At 70.6% G+C, this 16595-nt stretch carries 15 protein-coding genes; 10 read left to right on the top strand and 5 right to left on the bottom strand.

Features of this window, described 5'->3' with window-relative positions:
* Window positions 1–10: 10 nt before the first annotated feature.
* A complete protein-coding gene (locus tag EGM46_RS03535) occupies window positions 11–898 on the top strand; it encodes a PP2C family protein-serine/threonine phosphatase (RefSeq protein WP_125098794.1) in 888 nt (295 codons plus the stop codon).
* On the opposite strand, the gene EGM46_RS03530 is transcribed toward EGM46_RS03535, so the two are convergent.
* Window positions 895–1713, bottom strand: a complete 819-nt coding sequence (locus tag EGM46_RS03530; protein ID WP_125098793.1) for an ABC transporter permease — start codon at window positions 1711–1713, stop codon at window positions 895–897. The genes EGM46_RS03535 and EGM46_RS03530 overlap by 4 nt on opposite strands.
* Window positions 1710–2609 carry an ABC transporter ATP-binding protein gene (locus tag EGM46_RS03525; protein WP_241156159.1) on the bottom strand — a complete coding sequence of 300 codons (900 nt, stop codon included), beginning with the start codon at window positions 2607–2609 and terminating at the stop codon, window positions 1710–1712. Before EGM46_RS03525 ends, EGM46_RS03530 begins: the two co-directional genes overlap by 4 nt.
* 242 nt (window positions 2610–2851) lie before the next feature.
* Between EGM46_RS03525 and EGM46_RS03520 the strand changes: the two genes are divergently transcribed.
* Window positions 2852–3664: a TetR/AcrR family transcriptional regulator gene (locus EGM46_RS03520; RefSeq protein ID WP_125098792.1), complete on the top strand. Its 813-nt coding sequence runs from the start codon at window positions 2852–2854 to the stop codon at window positions 3662–3664.
* 509 nt (window positions 3665–4173) lie between these two features.
* Here EGM46_RS03520 and EGM46_RS03515 read toward each other — a convergent pair.
* A complete protein-coding gene (locus EGM46_RS03515; protein WP_125098791.1) occupies window positions 4174–5559 on the bottom strand; it encodes an aminotransferase class III-fold pyridoxal phosphate-dependent enzyme in 1386 nt (461 codons plus the stop codon).
* A 54-nt stretch (window positions 5560–5613) separates the two neighbouring features.
* On the opposite strand from EGM46_RS03515, the gene EGM46_RS03510 reads away from it, so the two are divergent.
* From EGM46_RS03510 to EGM46_RS03480, 7 genes are all read left to right on the top strand, one after another.
* Window positions 5614–6105 carry an OsmC family protein gene (locus EGM46_RS03510; protein WP_125098790.1) on the top strand — a complete coding sequence of 164 codons (492 nt, stop codon included), beginning with the start codon at window positions 5614–5616 and terminating at the stop codon, window positions 6103–6105.
* Between the two features lie 41 nt (window positions 6106–6146).
* Window positions 6147–7757, top strand: coding sequence for a methionine--tRNA ligase (metG, locus tag EGM46_RS03505; protein WP_125098789.1), 1611 nt, complete (start codon window positions 6147–6149; stop codon window positions 7755–7757).
* Window positions 7754–8659 (top strand): TatD family hydrolase, encoded by a 906-nt coding sequence (locus tag EGM46_RS03500; RefSeq protein ID WP_125098788.1) that lies wholly within the window; start codon window positions 7754–7756, stop codon window positions 8657–8659. Before metG ends, EGM46_RS03500 begins: the two co-directional genes overlap by 4 nt.
* The gene (gene rsmA / locus EGM46_RS03495) at window positions 8656–9531 is read left to right on the top strand and encodes a 16S rRNA (adenine(1518)-N(6)/adenine(1519)-N(6))-dimethyltransferase RsmA (protein ID WP_125098787.1); all 876 of its coding nucleotides are present in this window, start codon (window positions 8656–8658) and stop codon (window positions 9529–9531) included. The genes EGM46_RS03500 and rsmA overlap by 4 nt, the downstream gene beginning before the upstream one ends.
* 289 nt (window positions 9532–9820) lie before the next feature.
* On the top strand, window positions 9821–10759 hold the full coding sequence (locus EGM46_RS03490; protein ID WP_125098786.1) for a 4-(cytidine 5'-diphospho)-2-C-methyl-D-erythritol kinase: 939 nt from the start codon (window positions 9821–9823) through the stop codon (window positions 10757–10759).
* 90 nt (window positions 10760–10849) lie between these two features.
* Window positions 10850–11545 (top strand): DsbA family oxidoreductase, encoded by a 696-nt coding sequence (locus EGM46_RS03485; protein ID WP_125098785.1) that lies wholly within the window; start codon window positions 10850–10852, stop codon window positions 11543–11545.
* A 41-nt stretch (window positions 11546–11586) separates the two neighbouring features.
* Window positions 11587–11781, top strand: a complete 195-nt coding sequence (locus EGM46_RS03480; protein ID WP_125098784.1) for a hypothetical protein — start codon at window positions 11587–11589, stop codon at window positions 11779–11781.
* Here the strand turns inward: EGM46_RS03480 and EGM46_RS03475 are convergent.
* Complete coding sequence (locus EGM46_RS03475) at window positions 11778–13544, bottom strand: lipase family protein (protein WP_241156158.1); 1767 nt, start codon at window positions 13542–13544, stop codon at window positions 11778–11780. The genes EGM46_RS03480 and EGM46_RS03475 overlap by 4 nt on opposite strands.
* A 130-nt stretch (window positions 13545–13674) precedes the next feature.
* Here EGM46_RS03475 and EGM46_RS03470 point away from each other — a divergent pair, with 130 nt between their 5' ends.
* On the top strand, window positions 13675–15507 hold the full coding sequence (locus EGM46_RS03470) for an ABC-F family ATP-binding cassette domain-containing protein (RefSeq protein WP_125098783.1): 1833 nt from the start codon (window positions 13675–13677) through the stop codon (window positions 15505–15507).
* A 26-nt stretch (window positions 15508–15533) separates the two neighbouring features.
* Here the strand turns inward: EGM46_RS03470 and pdxS are convergent, their stop codons facing one another.
* The gene (gene pdxS, locus EGM46_RS03465; protein ID WP_125098782.1) at window positions 15534–16421 is read right to left on the bottom strand and encodes a pyridoxal 5'-phosphate synthase lyase subunit PdxS; all 888 of its coding nucleotides are present in this window, start codon (window positions 16419–16421) and stop codon (window positions 15534–15536) included.
* Between the last annotated feature and the right edge of the window lie 174 nt (window positions 16422–16595).

The raw sequence follows: 16595 nt of genomic DNA, 5'->3' as shown, positions 1-16595 counted from the left end.
GGTGGAAGCGATGACCGTGCGCGGGGAGAATGGCTCCCGGCGCCGTTTGCGTTACCGTCCGGACTCCGAGCTTGAGGTCGAGCTCTCGTGGTGCGGGGTGACCGACGTCGGTCGGCGTCGCGAAACCAACCAGGACAGCTACGTCACGATCCCGCCAGTCTTCGCCGTGGCCGACGGTATGGGCGGCCACTCCGCCGGCGAGGTGGCCTCCGCCGCCGTCGTGCGCAGGCTCGCGGAGCTCGGGGGCAACCCGACCGTGCTCGAGGGCGACATCGACAGCATGCTCTCCGACGCGGTCGACGACATCGAACTCGACGCCGGTGAGACCGAGCTCGGGGCCGGCACGACCGTGACCGGTGTGTGCTTCGGCTCGTCCGAGGCGCCGACGTGGACCGTCTTCAACATCGGCGACTCGCGCGTCTACCAGTACTTCAAGGGCGCGCTCAGCCAGATCACCGTCGACCACTCCGTCGTGCAGCACCTCATCGACACCGGCGCGATCACCGAGGAGGAGGCGGAGACGCATCCGCACGCCAACGTGATCACGCGCGCCGTCGGCTTCAACGAGGCGCCGATCCCCGACTACACGTCGCTCGCGTTGATCCCCGGCCAGCGGCTGCTCATCTGCTCCGACGGGCTCACCAAGGAACTCACCGACATCGGGATCCAGCACTTCCTTGCCACGCAGCGCACCGCGGAGGACGCGGCCCGCATGCTCGTGCAGCAGGCGGTCGAGAACGCCGGGCGCGACAACGTGACCGCCATCGTGATCGACGTGCACGCCGTCGGCGACGTGATCGACACCGGGAGCGTCGAGTCCGTCGGTCTCTCGCTCGACGAGCTCGTCGACGCCGAGGTGGACACCGAGCCGGTGCCGGTGCCCACCGAGGGCAGCTAGCCGCGCCGCCGGAGCGCGAGGATCGCGACCGTCACCGCTGCCGTGCACCACGCGAGCACGAGCAGCAGATCGCTGCCCGACGTCGTGAAGTCGTTCCCTGCGAGCCCCGCGCGCATGAGGTTCGCCATCGACTCGATCGGCAGCACGGTGTGCGCCGCGCGCAGCCACCCAGGCAGATTCTCCGCGGGAAAGCTCACGGGGGAGAACAGCAGGAGCAGGAACACGAGCAACTGGGTGAGCAGCTGGGCGACAACGGGCGGCAGTAGCACCGCGAACGCGTAGCCGATCGCGGCAGCCGTGAGCGAGATGAGCAGGGCGACCGGCACGATCCACGGCTGGATCGCGTACGCGATGTCGTACCGCAGCGCGCCGGCGAGCGCGCCGAGCACGAGCCCGGGGAGCGCGAGCAGCGTCCACACCGTGAGATCCGCGATGAGGAACGCCGCGCGCGGCACCGGCAGCGTGCGCAGCCAGTCCGCGCTGCCCTCCGTGCGCGACTGCGCCATGAGCTGCGGGGTCATGACGAGGCCCACCGTGATGAGCGTGATCGTCGGTGCGCCGGTGGCGAGGAAGAGGGCGGCCTGCGGCTGCACGTCCCCGATCAGGATCCCGTAACCCAGCACCGTTGAGACCGCGAGCGCGGTCTGCACCACCACCATGAGCGGGAGGAACTGGGCCTGACGGCGGAGCTGCCAGACGAGCAGGAAGCGGGCGCTCGCGAGCCCGCCGAGCGCCGTGGTGCGCCGGGTGGGTGCGGGATCGTGGGTGGGGTGTGAGAGGCGTGTGTGGTGTGTTGTGGCGTGGTGGGTGCTCATGCTGCGTCCTCCGATTCCGAACCGACGAGTTCCAGATACGCGTCCTCGAGCGATGGGGGTGTGAGCGCGAAGCGCTCGATCCTGCCCTGGTGCTGCTCCTGCTGGGCCCACTCGACCGCGTGTGCGCTGCGCGCCGCTGGCACCGCGACGGTCGTGCGGCCGCCGCCCGAGCTGATCACCGCGAGCCCAGTGGGCAGTTGCGGGAGGTGCGGGGTATCCAGTTCGAGGAGCAGCTGATCGCTGAGGTGCGCGGTGAGCTGCGCCGGGGTGCCGCTCGCGAGCGTTCTGCCGCGGTCGAGCACAATGAGCTCGTCGACTGCGCGCTCCGCCTCGCGGACGTTGTGGGTGACGAGCAGCACGGCCGCGCCCTCCGCAGCGGTGGCGCGGATCGCGTTCCAGAGGAGTCGGCGTCTGGCCGGGTCGACGTCGTTGGTTGGCTCGTCGAGGATCACGAGCGCGCCGGGGCGCACCGCCGTCATGCAGAACGCGGTGAGCCTCGCCACGCCGCCCGAGACCTTCTCCGCTGGGGTGTCGGCCCAGGGGCCGAGGTCGAGCGCGTCGAGCAGCTCGGCCGTGCGGGAGCGCACCTCGCGCTGACCGCCGCCGCGGATCCGTCCGACGAGCTCGATCGCCGCGCGCGGTGTGAGGCCGGTGATGGGCACGTTGGCCTGCGCCTGCACGGATACGAGTTCGCGGGCGCGCGCCGGTTGGGCGATCGCGTCGATCCCCGCGAGTGAGATGGTCCCGGAGTCGGGTCGGAGGAGCCCGACGATCTGGTTGACCAGGGTGGTCTTTCCAGCCCCGTTGTGGCCGAGCACGCCGAGCACGCGTCCGGGGTGCGCCGTGAGAGTGATCCCGTCGTTCGCCGGCGCGCTGCGCCTGCGATAGCGCTTCACGAGGTCGGTGATTTCGAGGACGGGGGAGGTGGACGCGTCGCGGTGCGGGGGTGTTCCGCGGGGGGCTAGCGGGGGCGCTCCGCCGGAGTGCGGTGACGTTGCTGGGGGTGGGGGCATGGCGTGCATGGGGGTCCTCTCGGCATCGGGATGCTGGTGAGTATGAACATACCCAAGAGTATCTAGGTGCACAATCGGGATTCCCGTAAGTATTTTTCCGGTCGTCCTCACGCTAGACTGCTGGCATGGCGACACAGCACGGGAGTCCGGACTCCGCGGGACACGGCGAGCAGAAGCTCCGCGACGCGGCGAAGGCGCTTGCCGAGGCGGCGGGCCAGCTGGGGCAGAGCCTCGGCGTGGCCGGCGCGTCGGCTGAGACCGGGGTGACGAAAGGGCTCCTCGCCGCGGCGCAGGCGCTCGCGCAGGCAAGCGCCTGGGTCGAGCAGCGCGCCAAGCCGCTGAGCACGCGAGAGCAATTGCTGGTGCAGGCGGCCAGGCTCTTCGCCGAGCGCGGTTTTTCCGGGGTGTCGCTCGAGGACATCGCGCAGGCGGCGGGCTTCACGAAGGGGGCCGTGTACAGCCACTTCGGTTCAAAGGAGCAGGTGTTCCTCGCGGCGGTGCGGCACACGGTCGAGCGGATGGAGGAGGAGCTCGCGGCGGCCGAGGCTGACATAGCTGCGGGCGCCGCTGTGGCTCCAGACGCGGGCGGAGGCGAGGGCGAGGGCGAGGCGGCTGCGGGGGATACCGCTGCCTCGGAGACCGCCGCTGGCGACACCGCGGCGGCCGGCCTGTTCTCGGATTCCGCGCACGCGCGAGCGGAGCTTGCCTCGGCGACGACGCTGGGCATTGAGGCCCTGCTGTTCGGGCGGCGGGTGCCCGAGCACCGCGCGGAGGTGCGCGAGTTGAGTGCGGCGCTGATCTCCGTGCTCGTGCGGGCTGACGAGCGGCTGCGTGACGACTCCGCGGACTCCGGGGAGCGGGTGCTGGCGCGCGAGGAGTCCCGCTTCGCGGTGCTCGCGCTCCGCGCGCTGCTCGCGGGTATCGCTGACCAGGACTAGCGCCCCGCGCCCCGCGTCTGCCCTTCATCCCATCCCTGCGCCCCTGCACCCCACCGCCCGCCCCCCCACGCACGGAGAAATCTGATATTTCGGACGCCGCGTGGGTTTCCGCTCCGAGACTTGCGATTTCTCCGTGTGAAAGCGGGTGGGCGCAGGTGAATGCAGGCTGGCCCGGGCGAGGCTCGGGCGTGTGCCGCGGGCGAGCAGTCAGAGGGGTCACCGTAGAACGCGGAGAAATCTGGAATCTCGGAGGCGTGCCCGCGAAAGGGTCCGAGAATTGCGATTTCTCCGAGTGTGGGGGTGCGCGGAGCGGGAGGGGACCGAGCGGGACTGGACAGGGCTGGAAGAGACCGATCGGAGCGAGCAGGGGACGCACCTCACACCACCCACACCACCTCACACCACCTCACACCACCCACACCACCTCACGCCGCCCACACCACACCCCCACAAACGACCGAGTGCCCGGACCCCCTCGGGGCCCGGGCACTCGGTGCGGTGCAGGAAGGCTACGCGCCAGCGGCGGTGAACGCCGCGTCGAGCACGCTCACCACGTCTTCCAGCAGCTCGTCGCTCGTCTTGAGCGACGGCAGGAAACGGATCGCCTGGTTGTGGACGCCCGAGCTGAGCAGCAGCACGCCCTGCTGAGCGGCGAAGTCGATCACCTGTGCGACGAGCTCGGGGTTCGGCGTCAGCGTGCCGGGCTGCACGACCTCGATCGCGAGCATCGCACCCTTGCCGCGCACCTCGGCGATGGCCGGGTGAGCCGCCTTCAGGCGCTCCAGGCCGGCGCCAAAGACGCGCTCGATCCGCTGCGCCTCGGCGAGGAGGCCCTGCGACTCGATCTGCTCGAACACGGCAACCGCTGCCGCGCACGAGACCGGGTTGCCGCCGAAGGTGCCGCCGAGCCCGCCGGGCTGCGACTTGTCCATGATCTCGGCGCGGCCGGTGATCCCGGCGAGCGGCAGGCCGCCCGCGATGCCCTTCGCCGAGAGCACGATGTCGGGCTGCACGCCGAACTGCTCGATCGAGAACACGGTGCCCGTGCGTGCCATACCGGCCTGCACCTCGTCGGCGATGAAGACGATGCCGTTCGCGCGGCACCACTCGGCGAGCGCGGGCAGGAAGCCGTCGGCTGGGACGATGAAGCCGCCCTCGCCCTGGATCGGCTCGACGACGAGGCAGGCGAGATCCTCAGCGCCGGCGGTCTTCTCCAGGTGTGCGATGGTGCGCGCGGCAGCCTCGGCGCCACTCAGCCCGTCCTGCAGCGGGTAGGAGTTCGGCGCCTTGTAGATGTCGCCGGCGCGCGGGCCGTAGCCGAGCGCGTAGGGCGCGGCCTTGTGGTTCATGCTCGAGGTCAGCATGGTGCGGCCGTGGTAGGCGTGCTCGAGCACGGCGACGCCGGGGCGGCCGGTGTACTTGCGCGCGATCTTGACGCCATTCTCCACGGCCTCAGCGCCCGAGTTCATGAGGAGCGTCTTGTACGGGGCATCCGCGGTGGATCCCGGCACGTGCTGTGCGAGATGCTCGGCGACCTGCACGTACGGCTCATACGGCGTCATCGTGAAGAGTGTGTGCGTCACCTTCTGCAGCTGTGCGGTTGCCGCTGCGACGACCGCGTCGTCGGTGTGACCGATCGTGGTGACTCCGATGCCACCGCACACGTCAATGATGTGGTTTCCATCGACATCGACCAGGATCGAGTCGTGCGCGCGCTCGATGTAGACGGGGAGCACGCTGTGCACCCCGGGCGGGACGACGGCCTGCCGCCGAGCGTGGATGGCCTGGGAGCGAGGCCCAGGGATCTCGGTGACGACGCGGCGCGTTTGGGGGACGGTGGTCTCCTGCTGCGACGCCTCAGAACTGACAGGTGCTTCGATGGTGCCTTCGGTCATGAACTCGATACTACTCCCGGGTCCAGTGACGGGGGTGCGAGCTACCATGAATCTATGAAAGACGTGCACGAGTACCGGGTCGGCGTTGAATGGGTGGGCAACCGCGGATCCGGCACGAGCGGGTATCGCGAGTACGGTCGTGAGCTCCTCATCCATGCCGCTGAGAAGGATCCGCTTGCGGGATCCGCAGACCCAACGTTTCACGGCAACGCGGAGCGGTGGAACCCGGAGGAGTTGCTCGTCGCGGCGCTCGCGCAGTGCCACATGCTCTCCTACCTCCATATGGCGGTGCGCGCCGGCGTGGTGGTGACGGCGTACGAGGACGCGGCGTCCGGCACGATGCGCCAGGCCGGGTTGGGCGGCGCGTTCGAGGAGGTCGTGCTCCGGCCGCGTGTCACCGTCGCCGAGGCGAGCATGATCGAGGCGGCGCGCGCCGCACACGCGGAGGCCCGCGCGGTCTGCTTCATCGCGAACTCCGTCAACTTCCCCGTGCGGCACGAGCCGGAGATCCTGATCGCTGACGCGGCTGAGGACGCCGAGCTGTAACACGGGGCGCAAGCCGCCGTGGAGCGAATAGACTGGTGGGTATGCCCAAGACCCCGTCGTTCTCTGTCTCCACCCCGATCTTCTACGTCAACGATGCCCCGCACATCGGACATGCGTACACCGAGGTGGCCGCCGACGTGCTTGCGCGCTGGCACCGCCAGGCGGGCGACGACACGTTCTTCCTCACCGGCACCGACGAGCACGGCCAGAAGATCCTGCGCACCGCGACCGCCAACGGGGTTGCGCCGAAGGAGTGGGCGGATCGCCTCGTTGAGACGGCATGGAAGCCGCTGCTCGACACGATCAACATCTCGAACGACGATTTCATTCGCACCACCGACGCGCGCCACGAGGCCGGTGTCGCCGTGTTCCTGCAGAAGCTGTACGACGATGGGCACGTGTACGCTGGCGAGTTCGAGGCGCTGTACTGCGTCGGCTGTGAGGAGTTCAAGCCGAAGAGCGAGATCGTCGACGGGGAGGGCGCGTTCGAGGGCGAGAAGGTCTGCGCGATCCACTCGAAGCCGCTCGAACTGCTGCAGGAGAAGAACTACTTCTTCAAGATGAGCGCGTTCCAGGATCGCCTGCTCGCGCTCTACGAGGAGCACCCCGAGTTCGTGCAGCCGGCGAGCGCGCGCAACGAGGTCATCGCATTCGTGCAGCAGGGGCTCGAGGATCTCTCGATCTCGCGGACCTCCTTTGACTGGGGCGTTCCGATCCCGTGGGACTCCTCGCACGTCACCTACGTGTGGTTCGACGCGCTGCTGAACTACATCACCGCGCGCGGCTACGGCGCGAACCCCGCGGATCCCACCGCTGATCTGCGGCACTGGCCCTCGGTGCAGATCGTTGGCAAGGACATTCTCCGTTTCCACGCGGTGATCTGGCCGGCCATGCTCATGGCGGCAGGGCTTGACGTGCCGACGAACGTGTTCGCGCACGGCTGGCTGCTGGTCGGCGGCGAGAAGATGTCGAAGTCGAAGCTCACCGGAATCGCGCCGAACGAGATCACCGACACGTTCGGTGCCGACGCGTTCCGCTACTACTTCATGCGCGCGGTCTCCTTTGGCCAGGACGGCTCGTTCAGCTGGGAGGACCTCGCGGCCCGCTACCACGCGGAGCTCGCCAACGGCTTCGGCAACCTCGCGAGCCGCGTGCTCGCGATGAACGCGAAGTACTTCGATGCTCGTGTGCCGGAGGCCGGCGCCGAGACCGCAGCTGACGCCGCGATCCGCGAGCTCGCGGCGAGTGTCGCGAGCCGCGCCGACGAGCGGATCGAGGCGTTCGCGATCCACGAGGCGATTGCCGCGATCTGGGAGCTGGTCGATGCGCTGAACGGCTACATCACCGAGCAGGAGCCCTGGGCGCTCGCGAAGGATCCCGCACAGCGTGAGCGCCTCAGCACGGTGCTTTACACCACGAGCGAGGGGCTGCGCGTGCTCGCCGAGCTGCTCGCACCGGTGGTCCCCGAAGCCACCGCGAAGCTCTGGACCGCGCTCGGCGCGGAGGAGACGCTCGGCGCGCTCGCGGCGCAGCCGATCCGCGAGGCTGGCGCGTGGGGTCGACTCCCCGCTGGCACGCAGCAGCACGCACTCGCCGTGCTGTTCCCGCGCATTGAGGCTGAGATGCCCACCACGGGCGGTGCCGCGAAGTGAGTACCGACACTCCAGCTCCCGGCCTGCGGAAGCGGGTCGGGGCGCCTGGGCGCGATCTGACGCGCCCTGCGGCACCGGAACCCTTGCCCGTACCGCTCTACGACAACCACACGCACCTGGAGTTCGAGGATGGGATCGACCAGCTCGAGCCCCTCGAATCGCTCGATCGGGCTGCCGCGGTTGGCGTGCGCGGCGTGGTGCAGGTCGGCACCGACCTCGAAACGAGCCGGTGGAGCGCCCAGCTCGCCGCGAGCGATCCGCGCGTGCTCGCCGCCGTTGCGCTGCACCCGAACGAAGCGCCGAAGCTGTTTGCGCGCGGCGAGCTGAGCGCGCACCTTTCGGAGATCTCGCGTCTCGCAGCTGAACCGCGCGTGCGCGCGGTCGGTGAGACCGGCCTCGACTTCTTCCGCACGGGGGAGGACGGGCGCGAAGCGCAGATCGAGGCGTTCGAAACGCACATCGAGATCGCGAAGGCGAACGGGATCGCGCTGCAGATCCACGACCGTGACGCGCACGACGAGGTCGTCGCGACGCTCACCCGGGTCGGCGCCCCCGAGCGCACGGTGTTCCACTGCTTCTCCGGGGACGCGCGGCTCGCGCGCATCTGCAACGAGCACGGCTGGTACATGTCGTTCGCCGGCACGACGACGTTCAAGAATGCGCCGGCGCTGCGCGAGGCGCTCGCGGTCGCGCGGCCCGAGTTGATCCTCGCCGAGACCGACGCGCCGTTCCTCACCCCGGAGCCGCATCGCGGGCGCCCCAACGCGCCCTACCTGCTGCCGGTCACCGTGCGGCGCATGGCCGAGTCGCTCGAGCTGCCCCTCGCGGAGCTCTGCACGCAGATCGCGGCGAACACCGAGCGCGTGTATGGCTCTTGGGATCCCGTGGAGGACGCCGCGTGAGCGGGGCCGACACCCCCGCGCTCCTCGGGCCGGCCGAGGTGCGCGAGCTCGCGGAGCGCCTCGGCGTCTCGCCGACGAAAAAGCTCGGGCAGAACTTCGTGATCGACCCCAACACCGTGCGCAAGATCGTGCGCTTGGCGGGGGTCGACGCTGGCGACCGCGTCATCGAGGTGGGCCCGGGGCTCGGCTCGCTGACGCTCGGGATCACGGAGGCCGGCGCCGACGTGACCGCGGTGGAGATCGATCATCGGCTGGCCGCCGAGCTGCCCGCCACCGTGCGCGCCATGCAGCCCGACGCGAGCGAACGCTTTCGCGTGGTGCGCAGCGACGCACTCGAGGTCACGGCCGAGATGCTCGCTGAGCTCCCCGCGCCGCCCGAGCTGCTCGTCGCGAACCTGCCGTACAACGTGTCGGTGCCGATCCTCATGCACCTGCTCGAACTCATCCCGGAGCTGCGCGGTGGGCTCGTCATGGTGCAGGCCGAGGTGGGGTACCGGATCGCAGCGCAGCCGGGCAGCAAGGAGTACGGCGCGCCGAGCGCGAAGGCGGCCTGGTACGGGCCGTGGCGGATCGCGGGAACCGTGAGCCGCCGCATCTTCTGGCCGGTGCCCGGCGTCGACTCGGTGCTCGTCGGCTACGAGCGCCGCGCCGAGCCTCGCGGCACGATCGCAGAGCGGGATCGCACCTTTGCGCTCGTGAACGCGGCGTTCGCGCAGCGGCGCAAGATGCTGCGGCAGTCGCTGCAGGCCGTGCTCGGGCCGCTCGAGGGTGCGGTGGCGACGATCGAGGCCGCTGGGATCGACCCGACGCTGCGCGCCGAGCAGCTCAGCATTGAGGACTACCTCGCGATTGCTCGCGCCAACGGCCGCTGATCCGTACTGACCCGCGCGAACCCGCACCGCGTGCGCCGATGCGCGCGAACCCGCACCACTTCCGCCGATTCGCGCGAACCCGCACCACTTCCGCCGGAGAAATTCGAGTTTTCGGGCGAATCCGCTCGAATGCCTCCGAGAATTCAGATTTCTCCGGCGGGTTGAGGGCGGTCGGAGTGAGTTGGGGTGGAGTGGGGCACGGAGTCCGGTGGGCGGAGCTTGCCTGCGCCGCACGTCGCCCTGTGACACGGTGGAAAAGTCGAGCCGCCCGGTGCGCTAGTTTGTACGTATGAGCCCGAATTCGAAGCGCACGGTGACGGTGCGGGCACCGGGGAAGATCAACGTCTACTTCCGTGTGGGTGCACTGCAGGAGGACGGCTACCACGACGTGGCCTCGCTCTACCAGGCAGTGTCGCTCTTCGAGGAGGTCACCGCGACCGTCGCTGACGACTTCTCCGTGCAGTTCACCGGGCCGATCGACTCCAGCGCACTCGCCACCGACGACACGAACCTCGCCATCATCGCCGCGCGCCGGCTCGCCGAGCACACGGGGTACACGGGCGGCGTTGCGCTCACGATCGTGAAGCGCGTGCCCATCGCCGGTGGCATGGGCGGCGGCTCCGCCGACGCCGCGGCGACACTCGTGGCCTGCGACGAGCTGTGGGGCACCGGCCTCGGCCGCGCCGGTCTGCTGCCGCTCGCTGCGGAGCTCGGCGCCGACGTGCCGTTCGCGCTCGAGGGCGGCACCGCGGTCGGGACGGGGCGCGGCGACGAACTCAGCCCGGCGCTCGCGAAGGGCAACTTCCACTGGGTGCTTGCCCTGTCCGATCTGGGGCTCAGCACGCCGACGGTCTACGGAACGCTCGACCGGCACCGCGACACCTACGCGGGCGATCTCGGCCCGCAGCCGGACCTCGTGAAGGTGGACACCGCGGTGCTGCAGGCCGTGCGGATCGGCGACGCCGACTCGCTCGCCGACTCGATGCACAACGACCTGCAGGTCGCCGCGTTGAAGCTGGCCCCGGAGCTCGCGGAGCTCCTCGAACTCGGGGAGTCCCGCGGCGCGCTCGCCGGCATCGTCTCGGGATCGGGGCCGACCGTCGCGTTCCTCGTCGACGATCCGCAGTCGGCCGCCGAGCTGCGGAGCCTGCTCGTGAACCGCGGCGTGCGCGCGCTCACGGTGACGGGCCCGGTGCCCGGCGCGCGCGTGCTCGACTCGCAGGGCTGAGCCGCACTGGGGCTGAGCGGCGCGAGGAGCCCGCAGCCCAGAATCGCCCCGCCCGGGAATAGCCGAGCGGATCGCGCGGTTGCACCGGGCGTGAGTGAAACGATTCGTGTAGATATCTGGTCCGACATCGCCTGCCCGTGGTGCTACATCGGCAAGCACCGCTTTGAGGCGGGGGTCCAGGCGTTCACGGCTGCGCACCCCGATGTGACGATCGAGGTGGAGAGCCACAGCTTTGAGCTGGCACCGGATACGCCACTTGATTTCCAGGGCAGCGAAGTGGACTTCCTCGTGACGCACAAGGGCATGCCGGCCGCGCAGGTGGAGCAGATGCTCGGGCAGATGACCGAGATGGCCGCTGCGGAGGGGATCACCTTCGACTTCTCACGCGTGCAGCACGCGAACACGCGACGCGCGCACCGGGTGCTGCACCTCGCGAAGGCGGAGGGCGTCCAGCAGGAGCTGCAGGAGCGCCTGTTCCGCGCGTACTTCGCCGAGGGTGCGGACATGTCCAACGCCGACACGCTCGCCGCGCTCGGGCAGGAGATCGGGCTGGATCCCGACGCCGTGCGCGCCGCGCTCGAGGACGACGCGCTCGGCGCGCAGGTCGACAGCGACATCACGCGCGCACAGATGCTCGGGATCAACGGGGTGCCGTTCTTCCTGCTCGATCAGAAGTACGGCGTCTCCGGCGCGCAGCCGGCCGACGCGTTCGAGAACGTGCTCGCGCAGGTGCTGGAGCTCGGCCGGGCCGGCGAGCCGAGCGCAGCCGAGCCGGTCGACGCCTAGCGCGGTCACGCTTTCCCCACAACCAGCCGAGAGGACACCCAATGACTGAGACCACGAAGACCACACAGAACGCCCCAGCCGAGACAGCAGCTGCGACCGCCCCCGCTGGCCTCGAGAGCGCCGGTGGGCTCGAGAGCGCCGCGGGCTTCGCCGACGCGGAGACCCGCGAGATCCTGAATCTGCTGGGCGACAGCGAGGCCGGCGGCTCCTGCTGCGGCGGGTCCTGCTGCGTCTAGGACGTCCCGCAGTCGCCGACGGTGGGCGTGCCCGCCCAGCGATCCAGCGTCCAGCTGATGAGCTGGGGCGTGAGCGGGGAGTCCTCGGCCACCAGTGAGAGGTGGTCGAGGTCGGCGTACTCGCGGTAGTCGAGCTCGGCGCCGTCCGCGCAGCGATCCGCCACCCACTCGCGCTGCTGCTCGGGCCGCACGAGCGGGTCCGCGAGGCCCTGCGCCACGAGAACCGGGGCGGGGAACGGGCCGATCGGCGTCTGCGCACGCAGGAGCCGGCCGAACTCACCGGCGAGCACGCGGTCGGGGAAGATCTGGTTCGGCACCTGCGTGCCGCGCAGGATCGCGGCGAGCACGTCCTGGCCGTTGAAGCACAGGTCCTGGATCTTCTCGACGCCCCGGCCCGAGCCGGGCGTGAGCTCCGCGGCGAGGCCGAGCTCGGGGAAGAGGTCATCCCAGGTCGCGGCGATGTACGCGGACACGGTCTTGCCCGTCGCCTCGTTCTTGTTGACCTCGGCGAGCCCGTAGAGGTTCGCAGCCGGCGCGAACGCCGCGACGCCGGCGATCCCGATCTCGGGCGCGTAGTCGGCGGCGATCTGCCCCGTCCAGAGCGCGCCCTGGCCGCCCTGGGAATGCCCCCAGACCACGGTCTCCGAGGACACGGAGAGCTCAGCGAACTGCTGCGCCGCGCGGGCGGCGTCGAGCACGTTGCGCGCCTCGGCCTCGCCGACGAGATAGGGGTGCGTTCCCGCGGTGCCGAGCCCGATGTAGTCGGAGGTCACCGCGGCCCAGCCGTGCTCGGTGACGAGCTGCGCGAGTGCCGCGCCTGCCCCATCGGCGAACGGCGTGGCGCTCAGGGAGGGCGCGCACTTCGCCGCGACGCCGGTGGTGCCGTGCGCGACGGAGAGCAGCGGGAGCGGATCGCCGCCGCGGCGCTTCGGGGCGACGATCGTGCCGCTCGAGAGGGCCGGCGTCCCGTCGGCGTTCGTCGTGGTGTAGAGGATGCGCCACGCCTCGGCGCCGCGCGGCACCCCGGTGCTCAGGCGCTCGGTGCGGAGGAGCTGGCCTGGCTCAGCAGGGACCTGCTCGGGGGCGGCGTAGAACTTCCCCGGCTGGGGGAGCGGCACGCCGCCGAGGATCCACCCGGTGCCGAGCGCGAGCGCGACGGCGAGGACCAGCGAGAGCACGGCCCCCGCGGTGCGCGACCACCGCGCGAGCCGGCCGCGCGGACGGCGAGCGGCCGGCTCGCGCTTGGACAGCGCGAAGAACACGAGCTGCAGCCCGAAGAACACGAGGAAGGCTCCCACCCCGAGCCGGAATACGGTGAGCGTGAGCACCGGCCAGGAGAACGCGACGAGGCCGAAGGCAACGCACGCGAGCGCCCCGATGACGCTCGTCACCCGGGAGTCGCCGCCGCCCCGCACCACCTGCACGACCTGGAAGATTCCCGCGCAGACGAGCGCGGCCCCCACGAGAAAGGCGAGCCACGGGGCGCCGCCGCTCGGCCAGAGCGCGATCAGCGCGCCAGCGGCGAGCAGCACGACGCCGAGGGCGCGCGCGGCCGCACGGGTCACCCCGTCGACGGTGGGAATCAGCAGCGCAGCGATCCCGATCAGCGCGAGGCCGATGCCGGTGACGACGGCGATCTGATGTGCGGAGAGCGGGGCGAGGAACAGCGTCGCGCCGAGCGCGGCGGCCGCGAGCCCGATGAGGGCGCGTGCTGGGCCGGCGAGCGGCGCGAGCGCCGCGGTGATCCGGGTCCGAACGGGCACGGGCGTTCCTCTTTCTCGGGTGCCCGGTCCTCCCCGGGGACTGACTGCCGCACAGCGCGACGCCTCTAGCGTACTGGCGGGCTGCGCGGTGCGGGGGATCCTCACCGAACTGAACTACGCTTGAGGGGTTATGGCACATCTTCTCGGGGCAGAAGCCCTCCACCTCGAAGTACCGACCAAGACCGTGTTCGACGCGGTGACGCTCGGCGTCGCCGAGGGCGACCGCATCGGCATCGTCGGCCGCAACGGTGACGGCAAGTCGAGTCTCCTCATGATGCTGGCCGGGCGACGCGAGCCCGACGGCGGCAAGGTCACCGTGCGCGGTGGCACGACGATCGGGGTGCTGGATCAGGCCGACGTGTTTGACGCCGGGGAGACCGTCGGCCGCGCGATCGTTGGCGACCGCGTCGAGTACGAGTGGGCGGGCGATCCGCGCACGCGCGAGGTGATCGCGGGCCTCGTCTCGGATCTGCCGTGGGACGCGCCGGTCGACTCGCTCTCGGGCGGCCAGCGTCGCCGCGTTGCGCTCGCGCGGCTCCTGTCCGGCGAGTACGACATCCTCTTCCTCGACGAGCCGACGAACCACCTTGACGTCGAGGGCATCGCCTGGCTCGCCGACCACCTGAAGCGGCGCTGGCCGCGCGGCCAGGGCGCGCTGCTCGTGGTGACGCACGACCGGTGGTTCCTCGACGAGGTGTGCACCACCACCTGGGAGGTGCACGATCGCATCGTCGAGCCCTTCGAGGGCGGCTACGCGGCGTACATCCTGCAGCGCGTTGAGCGGGATCGGCAGGCCGCAACGATCGAGCAGAAGCGCCAGAACCTGGCGCGGAAGGAGCTCGCCTGGCTGCGCCGCGGCGCCCCGGCGCGCACCTCGAAGCCGAAGTTCCGCATCGACGCCGCGAACGAGCTCATCGCCGACGTGCCGGAGATCCGCGACCGCGTGTCCCTGCAGTCGATGGCCGTCGCCCGCCTCGGCAAGGAGGTCGTGAACCTCCTCGACGCCGGCGTGAGCTACGGCGACCGGGTGATCCTCGAGGACGTCGAGTGGCGGCTCGCGCCGGGTGAGCGCACGGGCATCCTCGGCGTGAACGGCGCGGGCAAGTCGACGCTGCTCGGCCTCATCTCGGGCACGACGGAGCCGACGAGCGGTACGGTGAAGCGCGGCAGCACCGTGCAGGTGGCGACGCTCACGCAGCGCCTCGATGAGCTCGAGGAGCACCTCACGGAGCCCGTGCGCACCGTGATCGGCCGCCTCCGCACGAGCTTCACGGTGGGCAGCGGATCGAAAGCGCAGGAGCTCACGCCGGGCCAGCTGCTCGAGCGCATGGGCTTCTCGAGCGCGCAGCTGTCCACTCCGGTGAAGGATCTGTCGGGCGGCCAGAAGCGTCGCCTGCAGCTGCTGCTCATCCTGCTCAACCAGCCGAACGTGCTGATTCTCGACGAGCCGACGAACGATCTCGACACCGACATGCTCGCCGCGATGGAGGATCTGCTCGATTCCTGGCCGGGCACGCTCATCGTCGTGTCGCACGACCGCTACTTCCTGGAGCGCGTCACCGATCAGCAGTACGCGATCTTCGACCGGAAGCTGCGGCACCTGCCTGGCGGGGTCGATCAGTACCTTGAGCTGCGTGGCGCCGAGGAGACCGCGAAGCGCGACGGGGGAGCGGGCGCGAGCGCGGCTGGCGCGGCTGGCGCGGCTGGGGCCGCGAGCCCCGCGGCGTCCGCGCCGAAGCTGAGCGGCGCGGAGCTGCGCGCGGCCCAGAAGGAGCTGGCCGCGGTGGAGCGGAAGCTCGAGAAGCTGCAGCAGCAGATCGCGCGGGATCGGGATCGGCTCGCCACGCTCGACCAGAGCGATTACACCCTGCTCAATGCGGAGATGGCGAAGATCACCGCGCTCGAGGCTGAGGTGGGCGAGCTCGAGGAGTCGTGGCTGGAGCTGTCCGAGGAGCTCGGCTAGCCCCAGCCAGCGCGCGGCCTTCCCCGCTACCAGCCGCGCTCGGCGAGCCGGTGCGGCGCGGGGAGGTCGGCGACGCTGATCCCCACCATGGCCGGTCCGAGCCCGCGCGAGGCGGCGGCGACCGCGTCCGGGTCGGCGAAGTTCCGCGTTGCCGACACGATCGCCGCGGCGCGGCGCTCCGGGTCGCCGGTGGTGAAGATCCCGGAGCCGACGAACACGCCGTCGGCGCCGAGCTGCATCATCATCGCGGCGTCGGCGGGGGTGGCGATGCCGCCAGCGGTGAGGAGGGGGACGGGCAGCCGCCCGGCGGCCGCGACCTCGCGCACGAGCTCGAGCGGCGCACGAAGCTCCTTGGCCTCGACGTACAGCTCCGACGCGTCGAGGCCCTTCAGGCGTGCGATCTCCATTCGGATGGTGCGGAGATGCCTGGTCGCCTCGGAGACGTCGCCGGTGCCCGCCTCGCCCTTCGAGCGGATCATGGCCGCGCCCTCGGCGATGCGGCGGAGCGCCTCGCCGAGGTTCGTCGCGCCGCACACGAAGGGGACGCTGAACGCGCGCTTGTCGATGTGGTGCGCGTAGTCTGCCGGGCTCAGCACCTCGGACTCGTCGATGAAGTCGATCCCGATCGCCCCGAGGATCTGCGCTTCGACGAAGTGCCCGATGCGTGCCTTAGCCATCACCGGGATCGATACCGCGGCCTGGATGCCGGCGATCAGCTCGGGATCGCTCATGCGCGCGACGCCGCCCTGCGCGCGGATGTCCGCGGGCACGCGTTCGAGCGCCATGACGGCGACGGCGCCGGCCTGCTCAGCGATGCGCGCTTGCTCGGGGGTCACGACGTCCATGATGACGCCCCCGGTGAGGTGCTCGGTGTTGGCGGTCTGGGGGTGTGAGGTTTCGCTGTGGTGTGTCATACCCGACAGCCTGGCCGACCTCTGTGGTCCATCTCAAGATCCACTTCTTGTGAATCGAGATGGACCACAGGGGTCGGCCTGCCTGGGCGCTACACTCGGCGACGCCCGGCGCGGCGCACCGCGAGCGCGCCGGCCCCGCCGAGGAGGAGCGCCGCCGCGGCAGCGAGGGCCCGC

This window comes from Leucobacter chromiireducens (assembly GCF_003917135.1).
GTDB classification, from domain to species: Bacteria; Actinomycetota; Actinomycetes; order Actinomycetales; family Microbacteriaceae; genus Leucobacter; species Leucobacter chromiireducens_A.
This window is presented reverse-complemented; position numbering and strand designations above follow the sequence as displayed.